Here is a 25,773-nt window from a genome sequence, read left to right as displayed (position 1 = left end):
GCATCGGCAATGAGAAACGGGTTGGGAACGTTTTCTTAACATTGCTGCCACCGGTGGCATTGTAGGTCAGAAAAGTAGCGGAATCAATCTTCATCAGATAAATTCCGCTACTTTTCTGCTTTTCTGGTGGATTCGCGAATGATGAGGTGTGGTTTCACCAAATAGTCTTCCATCTCATTGGTGGGCACATGCTCAATCATGGCGATAATTTTCTTCGCTGCCAGCGATGCCATGGCAGTCACCGGGCGCTTTACCGTTGTAAGCGAAGGAATGACTCTTGAGGCCAGTAAGTTGTCATCGAATCCGGCGATAGACAGCTCTTCGGGAATGCGAATGCCCATCTCATGGGCGACTTTCAGCACACCCGCTGCCATTTCATCGTTATTCGCAAATATGACTGCAGGGCGAGACGTCTGGATCAACAAGTTGCGGGCACATTCGATGCCACTCTCGTAGGTATTTTTACCTTCGATAATCCGATTGGGCTGCAGTTCGATGCCTAACTCTTTTAGCGTGTCGCGGAAACCTTCTAAACGTTCTAATGAAGAGTAATAGGCCTGCGGACCACTAATGATGGCAATATCGCGATGGCCGAGAGACACCAGATAACGGGCGAGATCGCTGATAGCGGCACGATCATCAGAAACCACGATGTTGGCGTGGTCGTCTAAATCAACGGAAGCCATGCGGACATAATTGATATTGTTTTCACGTAATGCGGCAGCCAGTTCTTTCGATTCTGAAACAGGAGGTAAAATGGCGACGCCGTCGATATTCGAGCGCTTGACGAACTTTACGCAGTTCTCCACAAACGTAGACGAATTGTAATTGCAGGGGTGAACAACCAGTTCATAACCCTTTTCAGAGCAGACACTCAGCACACCGCGCTGAACCTGGTCGATGAACAGGGCATCGGGGTTGTCATAAATCAAACCCAGAAGATATGAGCGACTTGCGGCGAGCCCGCGAGCCTGTTTGTCTGGAGAAAAGCCTATCTCATCAATGACTTTCTGAATTTTTTCACGCGTATTTGCACCCACATTCGTGGCGCCATTTATTACCCGCGAAACGGTTCGTTTTGATACCCCTGAAAGGCGGGCGACATCATTGATAGTCGGACGTTTATCCATGCTTTTCACTTATTATTTTTAGTTCAGGCTAACTCGTTTTTCGTTCGACTGCATTCTAGCCTTTATTAGTTGTTGTTTATAGTCTTAAAACAGCAAGCCCTACCAGTGGCAGGACTTCGAATTTCCTTAAAAACCAAGGGCTGCAGGCAGAGCCTCGGAGAACCAGGCAACGTAGGTTACCAGCATTAACACCACAAACATGGCAGCGTAAAGTGGTAACAGTGGCTTAATAATGTTTTCCAACTTGGTTTTTGCAATTGCACAAGTAATGAACAGTACCGCGCCTACCGGTGGTGAACATAAACCGATAGATAAGTTAAGTACGATCATAATGCCAAACTGCAGCGGTGACATACCCAATTGCATGGCCACTGGCAGGAATATCGGCGTAAAAATAAGTACTGCTGGTGTCATGTCGAGGAACGCACCCACAACAATCAACAATAAGTTGATCAGTAGCAGAATAACAATTGGATTGTCGCTAAGTTCCAATAACGCCTGGCTTAGCGTTTGCGGAATATTCTCGAAAGACAGTAACCACGACATAGCGGTAGAAGCGGCAATAAGCAGCATGACGATGGCAGTGGTTTCTGCAGATTTAAGCAGAATATTTGGCAGTTCTTTTACTTTTACTTCCTTGTAGATCCCTACGGAAAGTAACAATGAATAGACCACTGCAATAGCGCCGGCTTCAGTTGCGGTGAACACCCCACCTACAATACCCCCGATAACCAATACAATCAGGAACAAGCTTGGCACGGCGGCGAAGAGTTTCTCGACGACAATTTTGAGCGGCAGACGATCTGACAGTGGGTAGCCTTTTATTTTTGCCCAGATGTAGCACACCAACATCAATGCGAGTCCTACCATAATACCCGGCACGTAACCCGCCATGAACAGGGCGGCGATAGAAACACCGCCGCTGGCAATGGCATAGACAATTAAAATATTACTGGGCGGAATGAGCATGCCTGTGGTAGCAGCAGCGGCAGTCACAGCGGCAGAGAAATTAGGGTCATAGCCCTTCTTTTTCATTTCTGGCAGCATAAAACTACCAATAGCCGAGCATGCCGCCACGGCTGAGCCGGAAATAGCGCCGAACAGCATACACGACACCACGTTAACCAATGCCAGACCACCGGGCAGGGCACCGATAAGCGCCATGGCGCATTCGATGAGTCGCTTGGCAATTCCACCCTGACCCATGATCAGACCGGATAAGACAAAGAATGGAATGGCCAGCAGGGCGAAACTGTCGAGACCACCCGCCATACGCTGTGCGATGGTAGTCACCGCTGGTTCAAACTCGATGCTGAACAGCATGGCAACCAGAGTGGCCAGACCGATACTCATGGATACCGGCACGTTAATCAGCAGAAAGAAGAAAAAACCGACGATAAGAATGATTGCAGTTAATTCCATTACAGCGGCTCCTGCGATGCGTCTATCCAGAGGTTATAAATATTGATGAGGGCGTAGAACACCATAATGGCGCCTGAAATAGGCAGCACGGTGTATATCCAGCCCATACGTACGCCAAGAGCGGCAGAGATTTGGTCCAGCTCTAGGGTCAAGCTCACTAGCGCGTTACCGCCAATGATCAATACCATTACGCAGAATGCGACCACGAGCAGTTCAACAAATGTCATGATTAAGCGGCGCACGGTCTCAGACTGTTTGTTGACGATGAGGTTGAAGCCTAAATGTACTTTTTGGCGATAGGCATAAGCGGAACCAAGAATACCGATCCAGATAAGCAGAAACCGGGATAATTCTTCGGTAACAGAGGCCGGATCTTGCAGTAGGTAGCGGGAAATTACCTGCCATACCACAACTAGCAGAATGGCGGCCATGGCCAGAATGAGCGCTGCGGCCAGCGTTTTGTCGATTAACTTCACTAACTGTCGCATGACTTACATTGCCTTAATTTGTTCAAGCAAGTTACCCACATCGGTACCTTTAAAGCTGTCATGGAACGGCTTTACGGCGTCGACGAAAGGTTGTTTATCTGGATAAATCACTTCAACGCCATCGGCCTTCACTTTCTCCAGTGATTCCAGCGTAGATTCCTGCCAAAGCTTGCGTTGGTATACCACCGAATCGAGCATGGCTTGTTGCACCCATTGCTGTTGCTGGGCGGTAAAATTGTTAAATGTACGAAGCGACATCAGCATAACGTCAGGTACCGAAGTGTGTTCGTCTAGCGAGTAGTAGCGCGCAATTTCGTAATGACGGGACAGGTAATAGCTTGGCGGATTATTCTCTGCGCCATCTACCACACCTTGTTGCAGTGCGGTGTATAGCTCGCCCCAAGACACTGGCGTGGCTGCACCACCCAACGCGCGCACTGTTTTTACGGCTGTAGGGCTGTTAAGCACGCGAATTTTCATGCCTTGAAGATCGGCAGGTGAGTGAATAGGGCGATCGGTCGTGTAAAAGCTACGACTTCCTGCGTCGTAGTACCCGAGTCCTTTCAATTTAAAAGCTTCCACACCGGTAAGCAGGCCTTTTCCTACGTCGCTGTTCAGTACTTTCCAGAAGTGGTCGCTGTCGCGGAACACGTAGGGCAAACTGAAAATCTGCATTTCAGGCGCAAAGCCTTCCAGTGGGCTGGCAGACACTTTCGTCATGTCTAACGAACCGATTTGCAGCAGCTCGATCATTTCACGTTCGGTACCAAGTTGGCTGCCAGGATAAATCGCAACCTGCATAGTGCCGCCAGAATATTCACTCAGGCGTTCACCAAAATACACCATGGCTTTGTGTACGGAGTGCTGGGTGTCCAGCGTATGACCTAAACGTAAAATGGACACATCGCTGGTTTGTTTACTACCGCATCCAAAAAGCAGGGTTACCAGAGTGGCAACCAGGAACAGCGGTGTAACCTTAAGGCGCAACATACTCACCTCGACTTCTTATCTGAGCTCGTTAGGGGGAAATTTATCCATATCGTCATAGTCCAGGTTTTCACCGGCCATGCCCCAAATGAACGCGTAGTTTGCTGTGCCACAGCCACAATGAATCGACCAAGGTGGAGACAGCACCGCTTGTTCGTTGGCTACGAAGATATGACGGGTTTCTTTGGGCTCGCCCATGAAGTGACTCACCGCCCGACCTTCAGCAATATCGAAGTAGAAATAGACTTCGTTACGACGGTCGTGCTGGTGGGCAGGCATGGTGTTCCACACGCTACCTGGTTCCAAACGGGTGAGGCCCATTTGCAATTGACAGGTATCAACCACGGTATTGATCAAAAGCTGGTTTATTTTGCGTTCGTTGCAGGTTTCCGGGCTGCCCAGTTCAAGCACGTTGGCGTCGCCTTTACCCACTTTCTTACATGGGTAAGCGTGGTGTGCAGGTGCGGAATTCAGATAAAACTTGGCAGGTTGGCTGGCATCGTTTGATGCAAATTCAACATGCTCATTACCCATACCGATGTACAGGGCTTCTTCGCGCGCTAATTCGTAGACGGTATCACCCACAGTGATGGTGCCGGTGCCGCCTACGTTAATAACACCCACTTCGCGGCGGGCGGTGAAGAAGTGCATTTTCAACTGGTCGTCGAGGGTTTCCAGCTTCAGTGGCGTATTGGTGGGTACAGCGCTACCCACCATGAAGCGCTCATAGTGGCTGTATATCCAATAGATTTTGCCTTCCTGCATCAGCTTGTCTGCCAGGAATGCATCACGCAATTCTTGCGTGTCGTAGCCTTTAACTTCTCGCTGTCCTACAGCGTAACGAATTTCGTGTTCGGTGCTCATGGTGCCTGTCTCTTTTCAGTTATCGGGCTAAAAAGCCGCCATCAACGGCAAGTACATGGCCGTTCACATAGTTGCTGGCTTCGCTGGCAAGAAATACCAGTGCGCCTTTAAGGTCTTCGGTTTCTCCCCAGCGGCCTGCCGGGATACGGGCAATAATTTCTTTGCTGCGACCTTCGTCGTCTTGCAGGGCCTGGGTGTTGTCGGTACGAATGTAGCCAGGTGCAATGGCATTCACCTGAATGTTGGATTTACCCCATTCGTTCGCTAGTGCTTTGGTGAGTCCGGCGATAGCGTGTTTGCTGGCGGTGTAGGCAGGAACGGTGATGCCGCCGCTATAGCTGAGCATCGATGCGGTGTTGATAATTTTTCCGCTACCTTGCTCAATCATTTGTTTGCCGATTTTCTGACTGAGCAGGAATGCTGAATCGGTGTTTACCCGCAAAACGTGCTGCCATTGCTCCAATGGAAAGTCTACCGCTGGGCTGCGGAAAATCGTGCCACCGTTGTTCACCAGAATGTCGATACCCCGCCACACGCTCAGTGCATCGTCTGCCAGTTTCTCTACCGCAGCGAGATCGGATAAATCCGCGTGGAGTTCGGCTACCATAACGTCAGTTTTCGTTTTGATGATGTTGATGGTTTTTTCACAACCACCTTCACGGGAACTGGCGCAGATCACATCTGCACCGGCTTCTGCCAGAGCGACCGCCATCGCTTGACCAATTCCTCGGCTTGCGCCGGTAACCAGTGCGCGTTTTCCCTTCAGACTGAAGTTGGGCATGACTTTTCCTTTCTAATTAAGCGTCGAATTTGGCCGGTGTTGTAAACGGCTGACGAGCACTTATGTCCGCTCAAACCATTATTAGCACACCGGGTTTACAATGTTAACAATATTTAAAATAATTGCCACCGGTGGCAATTGTCAATATATTAGTGCAAAGTATTTGCTGACTTACTGACCCCTACACGGAGCGCAAGATGAACAAAAAGACACTATCGCTGAGTATTTTACTGGCCCTTTCTGCTGCCGCCTGCAGCCCGGATAAAAGTGCGGAAACTGCTTCACAGAGCCCGCAAGTAAAGACTTCTGAGCAATCTGAGGTTGCATCTTTATCGGTATCGAATCCACAAGGGGGTGCTGCATTGCCACAGTTGCTTTCTTTTCCGGCTAGCGATTTTTCTGACGCCGACGCGGTGACAAAAAAAGTCGCTGATTTTCCTTCTGAGTGGGTAAAAAATGCACAGGGGGAGGATGTTCTTAACGTTTTAGTCACACTGGAACCCGGTCAGAAAGCCCCTATTGCACTGGTGGACAATGCACCCGAGGCACCGGATGTCGCTTATGCAGAACTATCTGTACGTAACGGTGGTGAATGGAACGGCAGTAAATATGAAGCGGAAGGATTTAGTTTCGAGAATGTGGAGTCTTTTACTGCGCCGCAGCAGCTCACCGACCATTCGTACTATTTACGTTACGAAGGACCGGGCTGGGAGAATGACCTAGTTGGCTACCGTTTGTATCTGGATTGGCGCAACGGTACCGATATCTTTGTGAAAACCGGTAATGAACCCGTATTACACCAGGTGGGTCAGGACGGTTACGACAATTACCATGAGCTGAGCGAGTGGGGCGCTGACGTTCTGAAAGTGGGTAAAGCGCTTGGGTTAGGTTCGTTCGGTCGTATGGACGGCGACAACGTTATGCACATGCAAAACGTGGCTGAAATGTCGTGGAAACTGGATAACGATGACAAGCTGTCTGCCGGTTTCACCGTAAATTACGATGGTTGGAAAGTCGCGGGTAAAACTGTTGATGCCACGGCACATTACGCGATTAACGCGGGCGATCCCTCAACGTTATTGACGGTGAACTTATCTGAGCCAGTAGATAACCTGGTGACGGGAGTCGTGAAGCACGCTGGCGTTAACTATGTAGAGCTTGAAATGAACGGCTACGGCGTGATTGCCACTTACGGTAAACAAAGCCTGCTAGGCGAGGACGACGAATTGGGCATGGCGCTGTTTTACAAAGTTGATGACATTAGCCGCAAGTTTGAAGCTGAGCACGATTATCTTATCGAGTTTAAACCTGCTACCGAATTGTCTTACCAATTCATGGCAGTATGGCCTTCGCATCCTGACAGCCCGAAAGATGAAGCTGGGTTCGTTGCGTTACTGAAAACGAAGCTGAAAGCGTTGGCAAGTCCAGTGACAGCCGGCTAATTTCGTTACCGTACGTGCTTTTCAATAAAACGGGTGCGACACTTCGCACCCGCTTTATTTTATCTTCCGAATTGTTGCAGCCAGTCGGTCCAGACTGGCTCAATGCCCTGAGCTAAAAGGTTGGCAGCTACATCGTTAGCCGAGCGCGTGTCCTCAGTAGAAAATTGCTCCAGCGCATCACTTTTTTCGCTGTAGCCTCCGGGTTGGGTTTGCGACGCGGCAGATAGCTGGTTAATTGCCAGCGGCACCACACTATCGCGAAACGTTGCACTCTCTCTGGTTGATAAACTTAATTCCACTTCAGGAAAGCAAATCCGGTAAGCGCAGATAAGTTGAACAAGTTGCTTATCGGTGATGTCGCTTACGGGTGAAAACTGATCACCGGCGCAGGGTTTAATGCGGGGAAAAGCGATTGAAAACCGGGTTTTCCAGAACGCTTTTTGCAACAGATGAAGGTGCATTGCTGTAAATGCACTGTCCGTTCGCCAGTCGGATAAACCCAGCAATGCGCCTAGCCCAATTTTATTTATTCCAGCTTCGCCGAGGCGGTCGGGCGTTTCAAGCCGCCAGTCAAAATCCTGCTTCTGACCGCGCAAATGGTACTGCCCGTATTGGAGCCGATGATAGGTTTCCTGATATACCAGCACGCTGTCTACGCCGAGCTTTATCAGCTTGCGATAATCATCGGTACTGAGGGGTTGTACTTCCATAGCAAGGTGAGAGAAATGTGGCCTGATTAGCGGGATCACTTCATTGAAATAGGCCATCCCCGCTTTGGTTTCATGTTCGCCGGTAACCAGTAGCAACGAGTCGAACCCCATAGTTTTTATGGCCCGGACCTCGTCATTAATCTGCTTTGGACTTAGCTTCACCCGGCGAATTTTATTACTCATGGTGAAACCACAGTAAGTACATTCATTTGCGCACAAATTAGAAAGGTAAAGGGGCACAAACATCGACACGGTATTACCAAACCGCTGGCGAGTGAGTGCATTGGCTTTTTCTGCCATGCTCGGCAAGCTGGCTTCGGCTGCAGGTGAAATGAGTGCTAGGAACTCTTGCCATCCAGGAGCCGGATGGCGCAGAGCAGAGTGCACATCGCGTTGCGTCTTAGCATAGAGTGTTAGCGAAACATCATCCCATTCATATTGCCTTAGTGCATCTGCCGACCTCATGACAAGGTCTCCAAAAACTGGGTGAACGGACTCGTTGCCGATGCGTTTCGTTGCGCTAAAGGGGCGCCGGCCAGAAAACTCTCTCTGCCTGCCTCTACGGCTTTAGCGAAAGCCGATGCAGTAGCGACAGGATCGTTGGATGTTGCGATTGCCGTGTTCACCAACACCGCATCTGCGCCCATTTCCATCGCCTCGCAAGCCTGACTGGGACGGCCAATACCGGCGTCAACAATAACCGGCACGTTTGATTGTTCAATGATGATTTGCAGGAAATCCCGTGTTTGCAAACCCTGATTGGTGCCAATAGGTGCTCCCAGCGGCATCACGGCGGCGCAGCCCACTTCTTCAAGGCGTTTGCACAGTACCGGATCGGCATGACAATACGGCAGCACGTGAAAGCCGGCTTCACACAGCTGTTCTGCGGCACGCAGCGTTTCTACCGGGTCGGGAAGCAAAAAGCGCTGGTCGGGGTGAATTTCCAGTTTTACCCAAGGTGTGCCAAGCAGCTCTCTAGCGAGTTTCGCGGCATAAACGGCTTCGTCTGCTGTAGCGGCGCCAGAAGTATTTGGCAGCAGGGTAACGGGAAGCGTTCTTAACACCTGCAATGTGCTGTCTTGCTGGTGATGTTGGTTCAATCTTTTCAAGGCCAGAGTAACCATACAGGTTCGGCTAGCAACTAGCGCCGCTTTGAGAATATCCGGGTGACCAAATTTACCGGTACCAGTAAGTAATCGTGATGAGAATGACTGTTCTGCAATGTTAAGCATGCTTTAACCCCCAGCAACTAATGTAAATATATCAACCACGTCACCTTCCTCTAATGTCTGCAGCTGCCAGCGAGATGTGGGAATAATCGTTTGGTTCACGGCCACAGCCAACGCGCCTTCCTGCTCGTTGAATCGTTGGATGATACTGACCAGTGAGCAATCCTCAGGTACCTCAAGCTGTTCATCGTTACAGTGAATGCGCATGGTCTTCACTCCTGTGGATTTTGGAACACGTTGGGCAATCCGGATTCTTCTGAATGTTGAACTGCCGCATTATCAAGTTCTGACCATTAAAGTGATGAAGCGAACCCCATTCGGGGACGCGAATACCGCTTAGGTAAGACAATGCCATCATGGCCTGAAGTTGACCGGCAATGGCCACTACCGGACTGAATATGCCCTGCTCGAAGCATGTAAGTGACTGCTCACTGTTATATTCTGGGCATGCATAGCAGGGGCCTGTAATCCTAGGGTTAAAAGCGGTTGCAGTGGCGATAAAGCCACTCGCTGCTGCGCTTATCAACGGTACGCTGTGGGTGACGGCGAGCGCATTGATTGCTAATCGGCTGGTAAACGAGTCGGTGCAGTCGATTAGCAATTGCGATGTTGTCAGGTGCGCATCGCGGGTGGCGACATCGTTGAAGTTGGTGATGCAATGTAAAGTGCAGGCAGATTGCATTGCCAACAGGCGGGTGCGGGCAACTTCTGCCTTTTTCTGCCCGATGTCTTTTTCCGTAAATAACCACTGCCGGGGCAGGTTGCTCAGCTCGATGGTATCGTCATCTATCAGTGCCATCTCCCCCACACCGGCAGCCGACAGTGCCGATGCTACCTGGCATCCCAGTCCGCCCACACCAAACAGGGTAACTTTGGCGTTGCTCAAACGACGCTGAGCGTGTTCATCGAAGTCATCAAGCAACAAATGACGACTGTATCGGGAGTATTCCGATGCGTTAAGCATGTGCAATTCTCCCTTTCAGTGCTTCTACCGCCCGGGGTACGTCAGCACTCTCGGTGATGGCGGTAACCACGGCAACGGAAGAAACGCCGGTAGCAATAACACTGTCGATATTGTGCAGCGCAATGCCACCAATGGCCACGGTTGGAATTTCTCCACAAAGTCTTTGATAGTCAGCCAGGCGTTGTGTGCCTTGGGGTTGTGAAGGCATAGCTTTGGTTCGGGTTGGAAAGATGTGTCCAAGTGCAATGTAAGAGGGTTTTAACGGTAACACCCGGCATAGCTCTGCATAGCCATGCGTGGAGATACCAAGTCGCAATCCTGCCTGAGAGATAGCGGCTAAGTCTGCCGCTTCGAGATCGTCCTGCCCTAAATGTACGCCATAGGCATTGTGCTTAATGGCAAGTTGCCAATGATCATTAATAAAAAGCTGGGTACTAAAGGTTTCCGCCAGTCGAACGGCCTCGCGAATTTGTTCACTTAGGCTATCAGACACGCGTTTAATGCGTAATTGAATAATATCAAAGCCCAAAGGCAGTAGTTGTCTCAACCATTCCACGCTGTCTACTACAGGATAGAGCCCAGGGTTTGCCATGTGCAGTGACGGAAATTTTAGTGCAAAGGGTTTGTGCCCCAGACCTTTAATCACTTGCGGAAAATGCAGTGACTGAGGAGGCGGAGGGCTTTTCATTAAGTGGCTAATTTCATCGTTCGCCGGCGTCGCGACGCTGAAACCGCTGGCTACCACAGCTTCGGCGTAGCAAATGGCATCTTCTGCATCATAGTGTAACGCCAACGCACTGGCGATAGCGGACGCAAGTAAGCAGCCTGAACCGCGCAAGGTACGGGCGGCTTTACTGTGAGGAAGAAACTGCCAGATGTTTTCCGGGTTGTAGAGTGTATCGCATAAGGGCGAAGGCTGGCTGCGATGGCCTCCGGTTACCAGAACATGGTTGCAGCCCAAGGTCAGTAATTGATGGGCAGCTTCAAGCTCATTACTGTTGGTTCGCAGCGCAAATCCGGTAAGGTATTCCAGTTCAGGCAGGTTAGGTGTGAGTACTGTCACGCGACTTATCAAGGTGGCAATCCCGTCGAATGAGAGTTGGCTCAGACTCCCGCCTGTGGAGGTTGTCAGCACCGGGTCCCACACCACAGGAATATCGGGGTGTTGGTTTAGTAAAGTGACTAGCTGATAGACCTGCGCATCGTTCGCCAGTGCACCCAATTTAATCGCATCGGGTGGTTCGGGGCAGAATGCCGCATCAAGTTGCGCGAGGAACATATCGTCAGATACCGCTTCGCAATGCAGTAGCTTGTTTTGGGTTTGCGCAGAAACAAGAGACACCACACTGCGGTGAACCACGTTGAAACATTGCACGCTGCGCATATCCTGATGTAGTCCGGCGCCACCACTGCTATCGGTGCCGCCAATAGTAAGCACTACAGGGTTCATATTTAGCGCTCCAGAGTGCTTGCGTTTACATAGAGTTCGCCGCCGGTGGAAGAAAACTGTTTTGCCATGGCGGCCATACCATGCTTTTTCTCTTCTGAAGACAGTTTTTCCTGCTGTGACTGGGCGTGATCGCGCACTTCCTGAGAAATCTTCATCGAGCAGAATTTGGGGCCGCACATAGAGCAAAAATGGGCGACCTTGCCCGATGCCTGTGGCAGCGTTTCATCGTGATAGCTTCTTGCGGTGAACGGGTCTAACGCCAGATTAAACTGATCTTCCCAGCGAAATTCGAAGCGGGCTTTCGACATCGCATTGTCGCGGATTTGCGCGCCGGGATGACCTTTTGCCAAATCGGCTGCATGAGCCGCAATTTTGTAGGTGATTAAGCCTTGCTTAACATCTTCTTTGTCAGGTAGTCCGAGGTGTTCTTTCGGTGTGACATAGCACAGCATGGCACAACCAAACCAGCCGATTAGCGCAGCGCCAATGCCCGAGGTAAAGTGGTCGTAGCCCGGAGCAATATCGGTAGTGAGTGGGCCAAGTGTGTAGAATGGCGCGCCGTGGCAGTGATTAAGTTGCTCATCCATATTTTCTTTGATCATGTGCATCGGCACGTGGCCAGGGCCTTCAATCATCACCTGCACATCATATTCCCAGGCGATTTTGGTTAATTCTCCCAAGGTACGCAGCTCAGCAAACTGGGCTTCGTCATTGGCATCGGCAACCGAACCGGGGCGCAGGCCATCACCTAGCGACAAGCTCACGTCATAGGCCGCGCAGATCTCACAAATCTCGCGGAAATGCGCATACAGGAAACTTTCCTGGTGATGATAAAGACACCATTTGGCCATAATGGCACCGCCACGGGAAACAATGCCGGTCACCCGTTCAGCGGTCATGGGTACAAACGCCAACAGAACGCCAGCATGAATAGTGAAGTAATCTACGCCTTGCTCAGCCTGTTCAATCAACGTATCGCGAAAGACTTCCCAGTTAAGCTGTTCCGCAACGCCATTGACCTTCTCCAGTGCCTGATAAATGGGCACCGTGCCTATCGGTACTGGGCTGTTGCGCAATAGCCATTCACGGGTTTCATGAATATTTCGTCCTGTTGATAAGTCCATTACCGTATCTGCGCCCCAACGGGTGGCCCACACCAGCTTTTCGACTTCTTCTTCAATAGACGATGTCACCGCAGAATTACCAATATTAGCGTTCACCTTCACCAGGAAATTACGCCCAATGATCATCGGCTCCGCTTCTGGATGATTAATATTGGCCGGAATGATGGCGCGACCTGCCGCTACTTCCTGGCGCACAAACTCGCCGGTGATTTGAGCAGGAATGGTAGCGCCAAACGGCTCGCCTTTATGCTGACGCAAGAGTTGCTCGTCATGAATGGTAGACCGAGCCATGTTTTCCCTGATTGCAATAAACTCCATCTCCGGCGTAACAATGCCGCGGCGGGCATAGTGTAATTGCGTCACGATTTTCTCAGGCAGTGCTTTGCGAATAACCGGGCGCGCTTTAAAGCGAATAGACTCTGTGGTGATGTCTTTGTCTCTGGCTTGGGTGTAATCGGATTCAGACTTGTCGACAACGCCAGTATCATTACGCTCGGTAATCCAGGGGCCGCGAGTATCCGCAATACCTGCTGTTACATCCACTTCGCATTCCGGGTCGCCGAAGGGACCTGACGCGTCATATACGGGAATGGGGGGATTAAGCTCTTCTGAATCGGCGTCGATGCGTGTAGGCGATTGCGCAATCATTCGCACCGGAACACGCATAGTGTGCGCTTCATCGGTGAGATAGTGACGATAAGAGTTAGGAAAATTCTCACCCTGAAGTGAGTGGATAAACGATTGTGCCTGTTGGCGGTTTAAGCGTCGTGTTGACATAGCATTTGTTCCTTGGTCGGTATTAAATGCTTGTCAGGAGTGAAGTCACAAAGCACAAAATCATAAAACCAGACGAACGCCGGGCTTGGTTTTGCCAACAGACGAATCTGTAGACAAACTACGTGATTTTGCATGCTTGTTCCCTTCGCAGGTATTAGCCTGATCAGGTTCAACGGATCCCGCAATGCGGTCTCAGCTTGTTTTCATCAGAAAACGAAGCACTCCGACAAGTTCTATTTTACTATAATCACGGATTGAAAAAGAACACAAGCTTTGTCTCAACGTTAGAGATGTGAACTTCGACGATATGATGAGTAATGTCTCTGGTTCATTTATCCACTTTCTTGTACCCTTCCTGAAATTTTTAAAATCCGATTTGTTGGATTTTGTGAACTTGTTTTTAAACAGGTAATCACTAATAACTACAGAGACATCCTATGACATTGTGGGAACTTAATACCAAACAGCAGGCGCTCATTATCTCAGTGAAATCTGAATTGGCTGAGAACGTAAAAGAGCGACTTTCTGAGATGGGCATTCAAGTTGGCAGAGACATACAGTGCGTCAGAAAAGGCCCATTGGGCGGCCCTATTGTCATGCAATTGGGTGGCAGCGTGTTTGCAATCGAAGAAAATCTCGCCGCTCAAATTGAAATCGAAGCACGTAACTAACGCTCGTTTTTCCGCTGTCACAAGTAACAGGGTACGTATTCCATGCAACGCATTCTTATGGTCGGAAAGCCAAATTCCGGCAAGAGTCTTTTATTCAATCAATTAACCGGCCTGCGACAAAAAGTAGCGAATTATCCTGGTGTTACGGTAGAAGTAAAACGGGGTCAGTGTGCAGGTTTTGAAGTGGTTGACCTTCCCGGTACCTACACTATGCGCGGCCTCAGCCGCGATGAAGAAATTGCGATCAGGGAAATTACTCAGTCCATTGAGCGGGATGACACCTCGCTGGTGGTGTGCGTGCTTGATGCTACCCGTCTAGAGCGCAGTTTGGTGCTTGGACTGCAGGTTCAGCAGTTGGCGCGTGAAAACAACAAGTCTGTAGTATTTGCCCTCAATTTTATCGACGAAGTACGCCGGATTGGCGAAGATATCGACACAAAAGCGTTAAGCAAAGACCTCGGTAGTCCGGTGATGGCGCTGTCTGCCCGTACCCTTGATGGCCTGCACGAATTTAAAACCAGCATGCTGGAAATTGCTGCCGAGTCGGAAGAGCACAAGCCGTTTAATTCTATTGGCAAAGGTGAATCTGCAGTTCACAGAAGTCAGGAGTTAGCCGGAAAATACGGCCTGAAACTGGACGTTGTATTACGTAACCAAAACAGTGTCGACCGCTTTTTGCTGAATAGCTGGACAGGTTCAGTGGTGTTCCTGGCTGTGATGTTTGTATTGTTCCAAAGTATCTTCACGCTGGCAGCACCTTTGATGGACGGGATGGAATCGCTCATTGGTAGTGTCGCTGAGGGCGTAAGCGCAGTCACCCCCGAGGGCATTGTCACTGATTTCTTTAACGATGCGATTTTTGGCGGGTTAGGTTCGTTTTTGGTATTCGTGCCACAAATTATGGTACTTACCTTGATTATCGGTCTGCTGGAAGACAGTGGTTATCTGGCCCGTGCAGCATTAATGTGTCATCGGCCACTCAGTGCGGTTGGCTTGTCTGGCCGTAGCTTTATTCCCTATCTTTCCGGGCACGCATGTGCCATTCCCGCCATTATGGCAGCCCGTACTATTGAATCACCGCATAAACGCATGATTACCATGCTAACTATTCCGCTGATGTCATGTTCGGCCCGCTTGCCGGTATATGCACTGCTGGTGGCGGTACTGGTGCCTGAAGACGGCACTTTCCTGGGCATTTTCGGAATGCAGGGCGCAGCGTTTTTTGGTCTTTATTTCTTCGGTATCGTGGTAGCGCTGATCGTGAGCCAGTTTCTTAATCGCTTCTTGCCCCGGGATCTTGAAGAATCGGATATGCCGTTTATTCTCGAACTGCCAACCTATCGCTTACCGCACTGGAAGCCACTGACATTTCGTGTCATCGACAGTGGTTTACAATTTGTCCGCCGGGCTGCACCGATTATCTTCATGGTATCAGTGGGGATCTGGATCCTGGGTTATTTTCCAATGGAGTCGAAACTACAAGACAGTTGGCTGGGGCAGATTGGCCACTTTATCGAGCCGGTGTTCGCGCCCATGGGGCTAGACTGGCGCTACGGTGTAGCCATTCTGATGTCATTTCTTGCCCGTGAAGTCTTCGTAGGTGCACTCGGTACGCTGTTTGGTATGGATGGCGCTGAAGACAATGTCGGTGGTTTGGCTGAGCGTATCCAGGCTGACGGCTTGACAACCGGCGCTGGACTGGGCCTAGTCTTGTTTTATGTAGTCGCACTGCAATGTGTAGCAACCGTCGCTATGTTGAAAGGTGAAACCGGCAGCAATAAACTCGCGTGGGGTTTATATGTGGGTTACGGCGTGCTGGCTTATTTAATTGCCGTAGGTGTTAACTTTTTCTTATAGTAATTTATTAAACTAGCACTTTTTTATGAATTATCCGATTTCAGTGATGAGGTCGGATTTTTTTATATTCGTAAATAAATATTGGGAAGTGTCAGATTTATTTACATATTTTTATTGTAGAGAGTTTAAATAAATAGTTAATTGTTGAAATCACGTGCCTTTTTTCTAATGGATCAATTTTTGCTAAAAAACTGCGGATTTATTCGGATTTTAAATCCGAATTCATTGTTTAACATGGAAAAAAAGGAATTAGTTGTGAAATTTAATAAATTATTATTAGCAGGCGCGACCGCTGCTGCTTTATTGGCGAGTAACGCACACGCCGTTCTGTTATTTCAAGGTTCTACCACGCCAACTGCCGACGTACCAATGACGCCGTCTGAAGCACGTGCAGCATGGGAAGCTGAACTGGCAAGCTTCGATATTGATACTCTTGCCGGTGCAAGTGGCTCGGGAACCTTTACTTCTGCATTGGGTAACACTTACTCAGAAACGGGTAATGGGAGTATGATCTCTTCGTCAGGTTACAATGTGAGTGGTAATCGTAACGGTGCAGCTCTGATCGAATTTAATGTTGAGTTCCCTACATGGGTGAATGCAGTCGGTTTCGATGTGTTTGACAACGACGGCGGTGGTATGACATTAACACTTACCGATGCAAATACCGGTGTTGAAACAGTATTTGATTTCGACTCCACGCCAGGTAGTGGTCGTACCGAATTCTTTGGTGTTGTATTCGACCCTAATACCTATATTTCTGCTCTGCGCGTAGGCGGAACTGATCCAGGTGGCATTACTTCGTGGGATGATTTCACCACAGGTGTAGGTATTAACGCGGTAACGCCACCACCACCAATCTCTAATGTTAATGCGCCTGCTACTTTCGGTTTGCTGGCGCTTAGCATGGCGGCTTTCGGCGCACGTTCACGCCGTAACAAAAAGTAATCGCATTTTCGGCAACATACCGAATTTGCAAAAAGAAGCCCGCATTTGCGGGCTTCTTTGTATTTGAAAGCGAGAGTAGTTCGTGGGTAGTTTAGTTACTCAACTTCCATACTGCGCTTGTACATGGCGAGTGCGCCAGAATCGTCATGGCGGTGTTCACTGATGGTAGCGAGTGCTTCAAAATCTCGCGGATTCTCACGCAATTTCACAGCTTTCAGTAACACCTTCTCGGCCAGGATATCGTCACCGGCATTCATTGCAAGGTGACCAAGTACCGAAAACAGCTGTGGATTGGTGCCGTCTTTCTTAATCCAGTCTTCCAGTAAGCGAATTGCAGCAGCCGGATTTGGAATGCTGAGTTCTGCCATATAAGGCAATAGAATCGGATTTGGTCCTTTCTTCTGCCATTCCACAAGACAGGCTTCGGCATCGTGATGCATGCCTTGCTCGAGCAATTGCTGCACATAAGCAGCCCGGTACGCATCGTCGTGGCGGAGTTTACGTGGCATGTTGTCCCAGTGCTGACGCAGCGCGTTCGCGCCTTGCTTACTGGCGATTTCGGCAAACTTGCCTTTGGCGACTTTTTGCGCCCATACAACATAATCGTCTTTTAATTGCTTACGCCATTCAGGTAACGCACTTTCGAGTTCTTGCCAGTGGCCTAACTCTGCCATGGCCCGGGCACGAAGACGAATAACTTGCGGATGCTGGCGCTTCTTCTCGTCTAATTCATTAAGTTTATCCAGCGCTGCCTGCGGCTTGCCTTGTTCTATTTCCAAACGAGCGGATGCCAGGTGGGCTGCGGTTTTCGCATTATCGTATTCGGCAGCTTGCTCTAGCAGATAGCGAACCCGCTCGGGCTCGTTCAGCGCCTGAGCTACCTGTGCCGCAGCCAGGTAATTCACGCCATCGAAGTCGCCATCGGTGGTGTCTTGCAGGTACTTTTTCGCAGCCGCGAAGTCACCTTCCACCATGGCTTGAATACCTTGATACAGGCGACGTTGGCGTTTACGACGTGATAAGCCACCAAACCATTGCTTTGACCCTTTAAATAACCCCAATGTTGCACCAACGAATCGCCATAGCACCCATAAGATAATTAAAGCAACGAAGACGGTAATGCACAGGCTAACTACCGACATTTCGATATGCCATTGACCCATGGAGATTAAAACATAACCTTTGTCGCCGATAACCTGCGGCGCAATCAGCATGGCGGCGAGTACGGCCACCACGAGTAAAATGCCGTAAATCAATCGTTTCATAGCGACGCCTCGCTGTTGCCATAAGCACTGTTTACACGAGATTCGAGCAAGCGTTGCAGTGGTGCCATTGACGCTAGGTCTTCCGGCATGTTTTCTTTCACATCCATTGATGCGAGTTCTGAAAGTGTTTGCTGTGCACCGACGACTTCTGCTGTGGCGGTATCGAATTTTTCGCTGAGTAATGTCTGTGCATTCGCCAGTGATTGGGTATAAAGATCATTGTCACCCGACATAGCGGCAGACTGCGCTTGCATCACCTGCAGTTTCAGCTGCTCTTTATACAACCAGATTTCTTCGGTGGTCATCAGTGGCGTGACGGGGGCTTCGGTGCGGCGTACCGAAATAAAGTCATCTACAATGGCGTGCCAGACTTTGGCTAAGTTATCTTTCCAGTCGCTGACTGACTCTGACAGCGCTTCATCGTTGGTGTTGTCTTCTGGTCGAGTAAAAGTTTTAACTGGCAGGCTATCGGCTTGCGCCAGGAAGCCTGAAAGTGACAAGGCCAGTTTAACTCGATCTACACCATTCACCTGGCGCAGGGTTTGAATATCCTGGGAAATGAGCCCACGAACCGGAATCACAGAAGGGTCAGATAACTCTTTCAAGCGTTGATCGGCATTCTCCAATAACATAATGGCCGTGTCGGTATCTTTCTCAAGCCACACTTTACGACCCGCCATACGTACTAAGTAATCTGCTTCGGCGAGTAGCCAGTCAGCAGGGCGACGACCTTCCATATCGTTTAACTGAGAGAGTAACTGTTCGGTTTGCAACTGCATCGCATCGGTTTGCTCAGACAGTTTACTTACCGTGCTAGCCAGTGCCTGCTTGCTCTTCTCCAGTTCGATAAGTTGGCGCTGAAGTTGTTCGTTTTCATTGTTCAGAGCGCCCAGAGTCTGTTTCTGTGATTTTTGCTCGCTGATAAGTTCGGCATTGCCGGTATCTTTCTGCCAGATAAACCAATAACCCGCTGCGCCCACACCTATCGCTACGCAAAGGGTAAACAAAATGGCAATCCACAAACCAGCATGGGAGGGATGCTTAGGTGGCTTGTTGTCTGCCGTCGTCGCTGCCTTTTTGTCTGATGCATGAGCAGACGCTTTCGGCGGCGACTTTTCCTTAGATTTCTCCGGCGGCACTACAAGTACTGAGTCAGTTTTCTGTTTATCGTTATCAGCCATGGTTTACTCCCAATTATCCTTTATCCAAGCAATCAGCGTGTTATCACTGGCATCATTGCACACTCCAACGTTACTCACGCCCAGGCTTTTTAAGTGTGTTGCAATCCGCTCGCTGACGGTGAGCCAGCGTTGTGCTTGTAAAGTCTTTCCATCATAAAAGCGAAACAACTGTTCCGCCATTTCTGCACTGGTAGCCACTATGCCTGTGATCTGCTGCCACTGCCAATTATCTGTTAGTACGGGGTTATCTAACTTTTCCCGATGATACACGTCGAATACTTCTACGTGATTGCCCTGTGCAAGGAGCGTATTACTTAAAGTGGTTCGACCACCTTGTCCTTTAATAATAATGATTTGCCGCGACTTTGCATCCCGAAGTTGCGAAAGTGCCAGTAATCCTTCTGAATTTTGCTGTTCTGGCACCCCGGCATTAAAGCCCGCTTCCCGCAAAGCTACCGCCGTGGCATTGCCTACGGCAAACCATAAAATGTTGGAACGGATTTTTGAAGCAGGGGGAAGGGCGGCTACAGCAAATGCACTGGTAACGATGACATAGTCTGGCGGGGTGTTTATCAAGGTGTGCTGGCAGGCAGTAACTGCTTGATCGCAAGGCCCAATGGTTACCGGTGCACAGCCGGTTGTGGCAATACCCGCCCGACGAAAACACGCGACACTTTTCGTCAGTTTCTGCGCGGGGCGGGTGATCAGTATCATTGCGTAACGATTCAGCCTTAGTCGTGAAGCGCTTTTAAAATTTCACCAGCACCTTGAGCCAGTAGAGATTCGGCAACTTCAACGCCGAGTACCGCGGCTTTCTCACGTGAGCCGGTGGCAGATGCATAAAGTAATGTTTTACCGTCTACGCTGCCCACCATACCTGTTAGCGTGAGGGTGTCGCTTGCGAGCGTGGCAAAACTGCCGATAGGCACCTGACAACCCCCTTCCAAACGCGCATTCATGGCACGCTCGGCAGTCACGCGGTCTTCAGTATCCGCATGGTTCAGCGCACCGAGCAGGGCGATGAGTTCGATGTCGTCGTTACGACATTCAATGCCTACTGCGCCTTGACCCACAGCAGGGAGTGATAATTCAGGCGACAGTTCATGGGCGATCCGGTCTTGCATGCCAAGGCGAATTAACCCAGCTGCAGCCAGAATAATCGCATCGTATTCGCCGTTATCTAACTTGGCCAAACGTGTGTTCACATTACCCCGGAGATCTTTGATAACTAAGTCTGGGCGATGTTTGCGGATCTGACACTGACGACGCAGGCTTGATGTACCCACTACTGCACCGTGCGGTAAATTATCAATGGTCGCGACAGTGTTAGATACAAATGCATCAAATGGATTTTCGCGAGGGCAAATCGTATGTAGTCCGAAGCCCTCCGGGAATTCAACAGGCACATCTTTCATGCTGTGAACGGCAATATCTGCACGCCCTTCCAGCATGGCGACTTCCAGTTCTTTAATGAACAGACCCTTGCCCCCGATTTTTGCTAATGGCGTGTCCAGAATTCGGTCACCTTGCGTGCTCATTGGCACCAGCTCCACGTGCAGATGCGGATGGGCCATCAGCAATTGTTCTTTCACATAGTCTGCCTGCCACAACGCCAGTGCGCTTTTGCGGGTGGCGATACGGATGGTGTTACGGGCAATAGGTTGTTGACTCATACGACGTCCTGAAACTGTTCACTAATTACTTTAAAAGCACAGGGAGATTGTAACTGAAAGCGAAAATCCTGCACCGGTTGTCTCCCATAACCGTTATCAGGACTATTTATTCTGTGTGGTCTGCTTGGCAAAAAATCAGGCAAGTACCTTTTGTAACCATGCACTAATATCTTCGACTTCCTGCAAACACACACTGTGCTGCATGGTGTAGGTTTGCCACGTAGCCGAGAAACCGTTCTGCTCCAGTGCATCAAATGCCATTTTTCCTAATGCCACAGGGACTACAGGGTCCTGAACGCCATGCGCCATCATAACTGGCGTGGCTTTATTTTCCTGCGCGGCTTCGTCAGCCAATAACTCCGGTTTACACATATAGGTCGATAGCGCCATGATACCGGCAATTTTATGCTTGATGCGGGTACCCAGATGCAACGCAATTACGCCGCCTTGTGAGAATCCGGCCAGCACGATTTTGTCATAGGCAAATCCTGCCTCGTGTTGTGCTTCTACCAATGCATTAACCTGCTCCATGGATTCCAGCACGCCGGTTAAATCTGCGCGGTTATCCAAATCGAAGCTTTTAATGTCGTACCAGGCACGCATTACCATGCCATTATTAATGGTAACCGCCCGCTCTGGCGCATGGGGAAACAGGAACCGCACCGGCATCGACTCTGGGAGATGTAGTTCTGGCACAATGGGCGAAAAGCCATTGCCCGAGTCGCCCAGACCGTGTAACCAGATCACGCAGGCCTGTGGATTTTCGCCAGTATTTACTTCAACGTACGGTAATAATTCTGCAGTCATAAATGTGCTTCAGTGTCGCTCTTGATAGCGTGAATGATTTCACGATTACTCAAATGATAGGGCTATGCTACCATTGCCGTCTGAAATCACCACATCATGATGACAAAAAGCACAGACTATGGCTTCTTTACTCGGTAATTTATTTATTCTGGCTGCCCCCTCTGGCGCAGGAAAATCCAGTTTAATAAAAGCATTGCTTGAAAAGCATGACGGAAATCAACGTTTTCCCATGCAGGTTTCGGTTTCTCACACCACACGGGCACCGCGTCCGGGTGAGGTTGATGGCGTGCATTACCACTTTGTGTCACATGAACAGTTCGAGCAACTCATCGAGCAGGGTGTATTTTTCGAATACGCCGAAGTGTTTGGTAATTACTACGGCACCTCTCGGGTTACCATTGAGCAAACCTTGCATCGCGGCATTGACGTGTTTCTGGATATCGACTGGCAGGGTGCCCGTCAGGTAAAAGCGCTGATGCCAGATACCTGCGGCATCTTTATTCTGCCGCCGTCCACCGAAGTACTGCGCCAGCGATTGAATAATCGGGGTCAGGATTCAGAAAGCGTGATTGATGGCCGTATGGAAGAAGCAGTGTCTGAAATGTCGCACTATAATGAATTTGACTATGTACTGGTGAACGACGATTTCTCCACCGCGCTGTCTGAATTGGAAGCCATTGTGTGCTCGCAGCGCATGCGTACCGTAAAGCAGCAGATCCGTCATGTGGATCTGATTGCTGATCTCATTGGTGAGAAAAGCTAGCTCAGGATTATAGGGATCTGACTAGGCGCGCGGAACGGTCAGCGTGGGAAGCCGAATCTTTAAAGATAGGAGGCGGAACGAAGCTGTACTGAGCGGGAAGTATGATTCGTAGTGAACCTTATGCAGCATGGATGCTGCATTAGAGCCCCCAAGGACGGGTTCACGGTGTGTTCGCTACGGATTATACTTCCGCTTTACAGCTTTGTGCCGCCACCCCAGATCGCAAAAGTACTATTACATCGTGGTTGTGTGTTGTATACTACGCGGCCATTTTTTAAGTTTTACGCCTAATTTCATTTTCGGAGAATTACATGGCCCGCGTAACAGTAGAAGACGCCGTAGATAAAGTTGGTAACCGCTTTGACCTCGTACTGGTTGCAGCACGTCGTGCGCGCCAGTTGGCTACCGAAGGTAAAGATGCACTGGTAGATGTGCAGAACGATAAACCTACGGTTACCGCATTGCGTGAAATCGAAGAAGGTTTGGTAAATGTTGATACGCTAGATCAAGATGATCTACGCGATCAGGAAAGACAGGAAAGTGCGGATTTCGCTTCTGTAGCGAATATCCTGTCTGAACAGTAATCGGCAATACCGACTGCATTACAGACTACTAACGCCAGTGAACTAAAATAAAAGTTCGCTGGCGTTTTTGTTAGTGGCATTCCCCACCATACTCCATTATTCTGTTTCTATTAGCTTTATTTGCAGGAAAGTGATCTACACGTGTATTTATTCGAGGGTTTAAAACAAAAAATTTCTGAGTATCTGCCTGCTGATCGCGTTCAGCTGGTGCAGGATAGCTTTGTTTTAGCTCATGAAGCCCATGACGGGCAGATGCGATCTAGTGGTGATCCCTACATCACCCATCCGGTTGCAGTGGCTGGCATTCTTGCCGACATGCACCTGGATCACGAAACATTAATGGCAGCGTTGCTGCACGATGTTATCGAAGATACGCATTACAGTCAGGAAGACCTCGCTGAAGCATTTGGCGATACTGTCGCCGAGCTGGTGGAAGGCGTAAGTAAGCTTGATAAAATCGCCTTCAGCAGCAAGCAGGAAGCCCAGGCAGAGAACTTCCGTAAAATGATGATGGCCATGGTGCAGGACATCCGGGTTATTCTCATCAAACTGGCTGACCGCACTCACAATATGCGTACGCTGGGCTCGTTACGCCCAGATAAACGCCGTCGTATTGCCCGGGAAACCCTGGAAATCTACGCGCCCATTGCCCACCGTTTGGGTATTCACGATGTGAAGAACGAGCTTGAGGATTTGGGCTTTCAGGCCATGTATCCCATGCGTCATCGTGCATTGAAATCCGCAGTAAAGCAGGCCCGTGGTAATCGAAAGGAAATCATCGATAATATTCGTCAGGAACTGACAACCCGTCTCAGTGAACACAAGATTGACGGTAAGGTTGTCGGCCGCGAAAAGCATCTTTATTCCATCTACCGCAAAATGAAAAATAAAGAGCTGATGTTCAATGAAGTGATGGACATCTATGCGTTCCGGATTGTGGTTGAAAGCGTGGACAACTGTTATCGCTCACTTGGCGCGATGCACAGTTTGTACAAGCCCATTGAAACCCGCTTTAAAGATTACATTGCCATTCCGCGCACTAACGGTTATCAGTCATTGCATACCTCGTTGGTGGGCCCTCATGGTATTCCTGTGGAAGTGCAGATTCGTACTCAGGCAATGGACCAAATGGCAGATAAAGGGGTGGCTGCGCACTGGCTTTATAAAGAGCCCGGCGATAGCGACACCACCGCCCAATTACGCGCGCGTAAGTGGATGCAGTCGCTGCTGGAACTGCAACAGAGCGCAAGCTCGAGCTTCGAGTTCATCGAATCCGTTAAAACGGATCTTTTCCCCGAAGAAATCTACGTATTTGCACCGGATGGTCGCATCATTGAGTTACCTATGGGCGCGACGGCTGTAGACTTCGCTTATGCGGTGCACTCTGATATCGGTAACACCTGTGTGGGTGTGCGGGTAGAACGCAGAAACTACAGCTTGAGCAAGCCGCTGGAAAATGGTCAGACTGTCGAAATCATCACCTCGCCAAAGGCGAAGCCGAATGCTAATTGGCTAAACTTTGTAGTGAGCGCACGCGCACGTACCAGAATTCGTCAATATCTGCGTAGGCAACATTCTCAGGAAGCGGTGAACATGGGTAACCGTTTGTTGCGTCATGCATTGGGGATGGTGAAATTAGATGACATCGCCCAGGAAGACATTGAACGTGTGGTGGCGGAAACAAAGCATCAAACCTTCGACGACCTGCTTACCGATATTGGATTGGGCAATGAGCTGAGTGCCATCGTTGCTCGCCGCCTACTTGGTGAATCGGCAGAAATTCCGGACAAAAAAGGGAATGTCGCTATTCGTGGTACCGAAGGCTTGTTAGTGCATTATGCCCGTTGCTGTCATCCTATTCCTGATGATGAGATTGTGGCCGTACTCAGCCCGGGTCGCGGTATGACCATTCACCAAACAGGGTGTAAGAACATTCGCAAGTTGGCAAAAGAAGAACCGCAGCGCGTACTGCCTATGCAGTGGGACGATACACCACAAGGTGAATTTAAAGCTTCTTTGCGTATTGAACTGTACAACCACCAAGGTACACTGGCTAATCTGACGAATATGATATCGGGTTGCGACTCCAATATTATCGGGCTCCAGACAGAAGAAAAAGAAAGTAATATCTACTTTATTGATATTGAATTGACGACATACAACCGCGTACATCTTGCGCGTGTGATGAAGAAGATCAGAACGATGTCAGAAGTACAAAAGGTCTCGCGTCACAGTCAGTCCCGACACTAATTTTTTGAACAGGATTCATCATGGCTAAATCAATTATTCATACCGACAATGCGCCTCAGGCAATCGGTACTTACAGTCAGGCAGTTAAAGCGGGTACCACTGTGTACCTTTCTGGTCAGATCCCTCTAGTACCTGAAACCATGGAAATCATTTCTGATGATTTCGCTGAGCAGGCCACACAGGTTTTTGAAAACGTAAAAGCGGTTTGTGAAGCGGCTGGCGGAACAATTAACGATATGGTTAAGGTAAACATCTTCCTGCCTGACCTGTCTCATTTTGCTACTGTTAACGAGATCATGGCGAAGTACTTTAACAAGCCTTATCCTGCTCGCGCAGCCATTGGCGTTAAAGAACTGCCTAAAGGTTCTCAAATCGAAATCGACGGCATTATGGAATTGCCGGAGTGATT

25 protein-coding genes and 1 riboswitch are annotated in these 25,773 nt (G+C 49.5%); of the genes, 8 read left to right on the top strand and 17 right to left on the bottom strand.

Going from position 1 to position 25,773, the window contains the following annotated elements; all coding sequences use genetic code 11:
* Window positions 1–107 precede the first annotated feature (107 nt).
* The 6 genes from ACXAFQ_RS14270 to kduD all read right to left on the bottom strand — a co-directional run bounded on the left by ACXAFQ_RS14270 (window position 108) and on the right by kduD (window position 5,672).
* Window positions 108–1,130: a LacI family DNA-binding transcriptional regulator gene (locus tag ACXAFQ_RS14270; protein WP_474823744.1), complete on the bottom strand. Its 1,023-nt coding sequence runs from the start codon at window positions 1,128–1,130 to the stop codon at window positions 108–110.
* A 126-nt stretch (window positions 1,131–1,256) separates the two neighbouring features.
* Window positions 1,257–2,552: a TRAP transporter large permease gene (locus ACXAFQ_RS14265; protein WP_474823742.1), complete on the bottom strand. Its 1,296-nt coding sequence runs from the start codon at window positions 2,550–2,552 to the stop codon at window positions 1,257–1,259.
* A complete protein-coding gene (locus ACXAFQ_RS14260; protein ID WP_070125908.1) occupies window positions 2,552–3,040 on the bottom strand; it encodes a TRAP transporter small permease in 489 nt (162 codons plus the stop codon). Before ACXAFQ_RS14260 ends, ACXAFQ_RS14265 begins: the two co-directional genes overlap by 1 nt.
* 3 nt (window positions 3,041–3,043) lie before the next feature.
* On the bottom strand, window positions 3,044–4,030 hold the full coding sequence (locus ACXAFQ_RS14255) for a TRAP transporter substrate-binding protein (RefSeq protein WP_474823739.1): 987 nt from the start codon (window positions 4,028–4,030) through the stop codon (window positions 3,044–3,046).
* 15 nt (window positions 4,031–4,045) lie between these two features.
* A complete protein-coding gene (gene kduI / locus ACXAFQ_RS14250; RefSeq protein WP_474823737.1) occupies window positions 4,046–4,891 on the bottom strand; it encodes a 5-dehydro-4-deoxy-D-glucuronate isomerase in 846 nt (281 codons plus the stop codon).
* Between the two features lie 19 nt (window positions 4,892–4,910).
* Window positions 4,911–5,672: a 2-dehydro-3-deoxy-D-gluconate 5-dehydrogenase KduD gene (gene kduD / locus ACXAFQ_RS14245; protein WP_474823735.1), complete on the bottom strand. Its 762-nt coding sequence runs from the start codon at window positions 5,670–5,672 to the stop codon at window positions 4,911–4,913.
* 197 nt (window positions 5,673–5,869) lie between these two features.
* Between kduD and ACXAFQ_RS14240 the strand changes: the two genes are divergently transcribed.
* Entirely contained in the window at window positions 5,870–7,114 is a 1,245-nt protein-coding gene (locus ACXAFQ_RS14240) for a DUF4861 family protein (protein WP_474823733.1), read from the top strand.
* A gap of 59 nt (window positions 7,115–7,173) precedes the next feature.
* Here the strand turns inward: ACXAFQ_RS14240 and thiH are convergent, their stop codons facing one another.
* Genes thiH through thiC form a run of 6 tightly spaced genes read right to left on the bottom strand, consistent with a single transcriptional unit; the run spans window position 7,174 to window position 13,368 of the window.
* A complete protein-coding gene (gene thiH, locus ACXAFQ_RS14235; protein ID WP_474823731.1) occupies window positions 7,174–8,289 on the bottom strand; it encodes a 2-iminoacetate synthase ThiH in 1,116 nt (371 codons plus the stop codon).
* Entirely contained in the window at window positions 8,286–9,056 is a 771-nt protein-coding gene (locus tag ACXAFQ_RS14230) for a thiazole synthase (RefSeq protein WP_474823729.1), read from the bottom strand. The genes thiH and ACXAFQ_RS14230 overlap by 4 nt, the downstream gene beginning before the upstream one ends.
* A gap of 3 nt (window positions 9,057–9,059) precedes the next feature.
* Window positions 9,060–9,260, bottom strand: a complete 201-nt coding sequence (gene thiS / locus ACXAFQ_RS14225) for a sulfur carrier protein ThiS (protein ID WP_070125901.1) — start codon at window positions 9,258–9,260, stop codon at window positions 9,060–9,062.
* The gene (locus tag ACXAFQ_RS14220) at window positions 9,244–10,017 is read right to left on the bottom strand and encodes a HesA/MoeB/ThiF family protein (protein ID WP_474823726.1); all 774 of its coding nucleotides are present in this window, start codon (window positions 10,015–10,017) and stop codon (window positions 9,244–9,246) included. Before ACXAFQ_RS14220 ends, thiS begins: the two co-directional genes overlap by 17 nt.
* Window positions 10,010–11,467: a thiamine phosphate synthase gene (gene thiE, locus ACXAFQ_RS14215; RefSeq protein ID WP_474823724.1), complete on the bottom strand. Its 1,458-nt coding sequence runs from the start codon at window positions 11,465–11,467 to the stop codon at window positions 10,010–10,012. Before thiE ends, ACXAFQ_RS14220 begins: the two co-directional genes overlap by 8 nt.
* Window positions 11,468–11,469: 2 nt before the next feature.
* The gene (gene thiC, locus ACXAFQ_RS14210; RefSeq protein ID WP_474823722.1) at window positions 11,470–13,368 is read right to left on the bottom strand and encodes a phosphomethylpyrimidine synthase ThiC; all 1,899 of its coding nucleotides are present in this window, start codon (window positions 13,366–13,368) and stop codon (window positions 11,470–11,472) included.
* 123 nt (window positions 13,369–13,491) lie between these two features.
* Window positions 13,492–13,604: riboswitch (TPP riboswitch) on the bottom strand.
* Between the two features lie 201 nt (window positions 13,605–13,805).
* On the opposite strand from thiC, the gene ACXAFQ_RS14205 reads away from it, so the two are divergent.
* From ACXAFQ_RS14205 to ACXAFQ_RS14195, 3 genes are all read left to right on the top strand, one after another.
* Window positions 13,806–14,039 carry a FeoA family protein gene (locus ACXAFQ_RS14205; RefSeq protein ID WP_474823720.1) on the top strand — a complete coding sequence of 78 codons (234 nt, stop codon included), beginning with the start codon at window positions 13,806–13,808 and terminating at the stop codon, window positions 14,037–14,039.
* 42 nt (window positions 14,040–14,081) lie between these two features.
* Window positions 14,082–15,896 (top strand): ferrous iron transporter B, encoded by a 1,815-nt coding sequence (gene feoB / locus ACXAFQ_RS14200; protein ID WP_474823718.1) that lies wholly within the window; start codon window positions 14,082–14,084, stop codon window positions 15,894–15,896.
* 255 nt (window positions 15,897–16,151) lie between these two features.
* Entirely contained in the window at window positions 16,152–16,841 is a 690-nt protein-coding gene (locus ACXAFQ_RS14195) for a hypothetical protein (protein ID WP_474823716.1), read from the top strand.
* Window positions 16,842–16,936: 95 nt separating this feature from the next.
* Here the strand turns inward: ACXAFQ_RS14195 and ACXAFQ_RS14190 are convergent, their stop codons facing one another.
* The 5 genes from ACXAFQ_RS14190 to ACXAFQ_RS14170 all read right to left on the bottom strand — a co-directional run bounded on the left by ACXAFQ_RS14190 (window position 16,937) and on the right by ACXAFQ_RS14170 (window position 21,767).
* A complete protein-coding gene (locus ACXAFQ_RS14190) occupies window positions 16,937–18,106 on the bottom strand; it encodes a heme biosynthesis HemY N-terminal domain-containing protein (protein WP_474823714.1) in 1,170 nt (389 codons plus the stop codon).
* Window positions 18,103–19,287: a uroporphyrinogen-III C-methyltransferase gene (locus ACXAFQ_RS14185; RefSeq protein ID WP_474823712.1), complete on the bottom strand. Its 1,185-nt coding sequence runs from the start codon at window positions 19,285–19,287 to the stop codon at window positions 18,103–18,105. The genes ACXAFQ_RS14190 and ACXAFQ_RS14185 overlap by 4 nt, the downstream gene beginning before the upstream one ends.
* A gap of 3 nt (window positions 19,288–19,290) precedes the next feature.
* Window positions 19,291–20,001 carry a uroporphyrinogen-III synthase gene (locus ACXAFQ_RS14180; RefSeq protein WP_474823710.1) on the bottom strand — a complete coding sequence of 237 codons (711 nt, stop codon included), beginning with the start codon at window positions 19,999–20,001 and terminating at the stop codon, window positions 19,291–19,293.
* A 17-nt stretch (window positions 20,002–20,018) separates the two neighbouring features.
* Window positions 20,019–20,960 (bottom strand): hydroxymethylbilane synthase, encoded by a 942-nt coding sequence (hemC, locus tag ACXAFQ_RS14175; protein WP_474823708.1) that lies wholly within the window; start codon window positions 20,958–20,960, stop codon window positions 20,019–20,021.
* A gap of 135 nt (window positions 20,961–21,095) precedes the next feature.
* A complete protein-coding gene (locus tag ACXAFQ_RS14170) occupies window positions 21,096–21,767 on the bottom strand; it encodes an alpha/beta hydrolase (protein WP_474823706.1) in 672 nt (223 codons plus the stop codon).
* Between the two features lie 118 nt (window positions 21,768–21,885).
* Between ACXAFQ_RS14170 and gmk the strand changes: the two genes are divergently transcribed.
* The 4 genes from gmk to ACXAFQ_RS14150 all read left to right on the top strand — a co-directional run bounded on the left by gmk (window position 21,886) and on the right by ACXAFQ_RS14150 (window position 25,771).
* On the top strand, window positions 21,886–22,530 hold the full coding sequence (gmk, locus tag ACXAFQ_RS14165; RefSeq protein WP_070125890.1) for a guanylate kinase: 645 nt from the start codon (window positions 21,886–21,888) through the stop codon (window positions 22,528–22,530).
* A 311-nt stretch (window positions 22,531–22,841) separates the two neighbouring features.
* Window positions 22,842–23,114, top strand: coding sequence for a DNA-directed RNA polymerase subunit omega (gene rpoZ / locus ACXAFQ_RS14160; protein WP_474823703.1), 273 nt, complete (start codon window positions 22,842–22,844; stop codon window positions 23,112–23,114).
* A gap of 141 nt (window positions 23,115–23,255) precedes the next feature.
* Complete coding sequence (gene spoT / locus ACXAFQ_RS14155) at window positions 23,256–25,364, top strand: bifunctional GTP diphosphokinase/guanosine-3',5'-bis pyrophosphate 3'-pyrophosphohydrolase (protein WP_474823701.1); 2,109 nt, start codon at window positions 23,256–23,258, stop codon at window positions 25,362–25,364.
* 20 nt (window positions 25,365–25,384) lie between these two features.
* Window positions 25,385–25,771 carry a RidA family protein gene (locus ACXAFQ_RS14150; protein WP_070125887.1) on the top strand — a complete coding sequence of 129 codons (387 nt, stop codon included), beginning with the start codon at window positions 25,385–25,387 and terminating at the stop codon, window positions 25,769–25,771.
* Window positions 25,772–25,773: the final 2 nt, after the last annotated feature.

Source organism: Alteromonas sp. ABH2_165 (genome assembly GCF_056159945.1).
The sequence above is the reverse complement of the archived record's forward strand: the minus strand, read 5'-3'. Positions and strand labels throughout refer to the sequence as shown.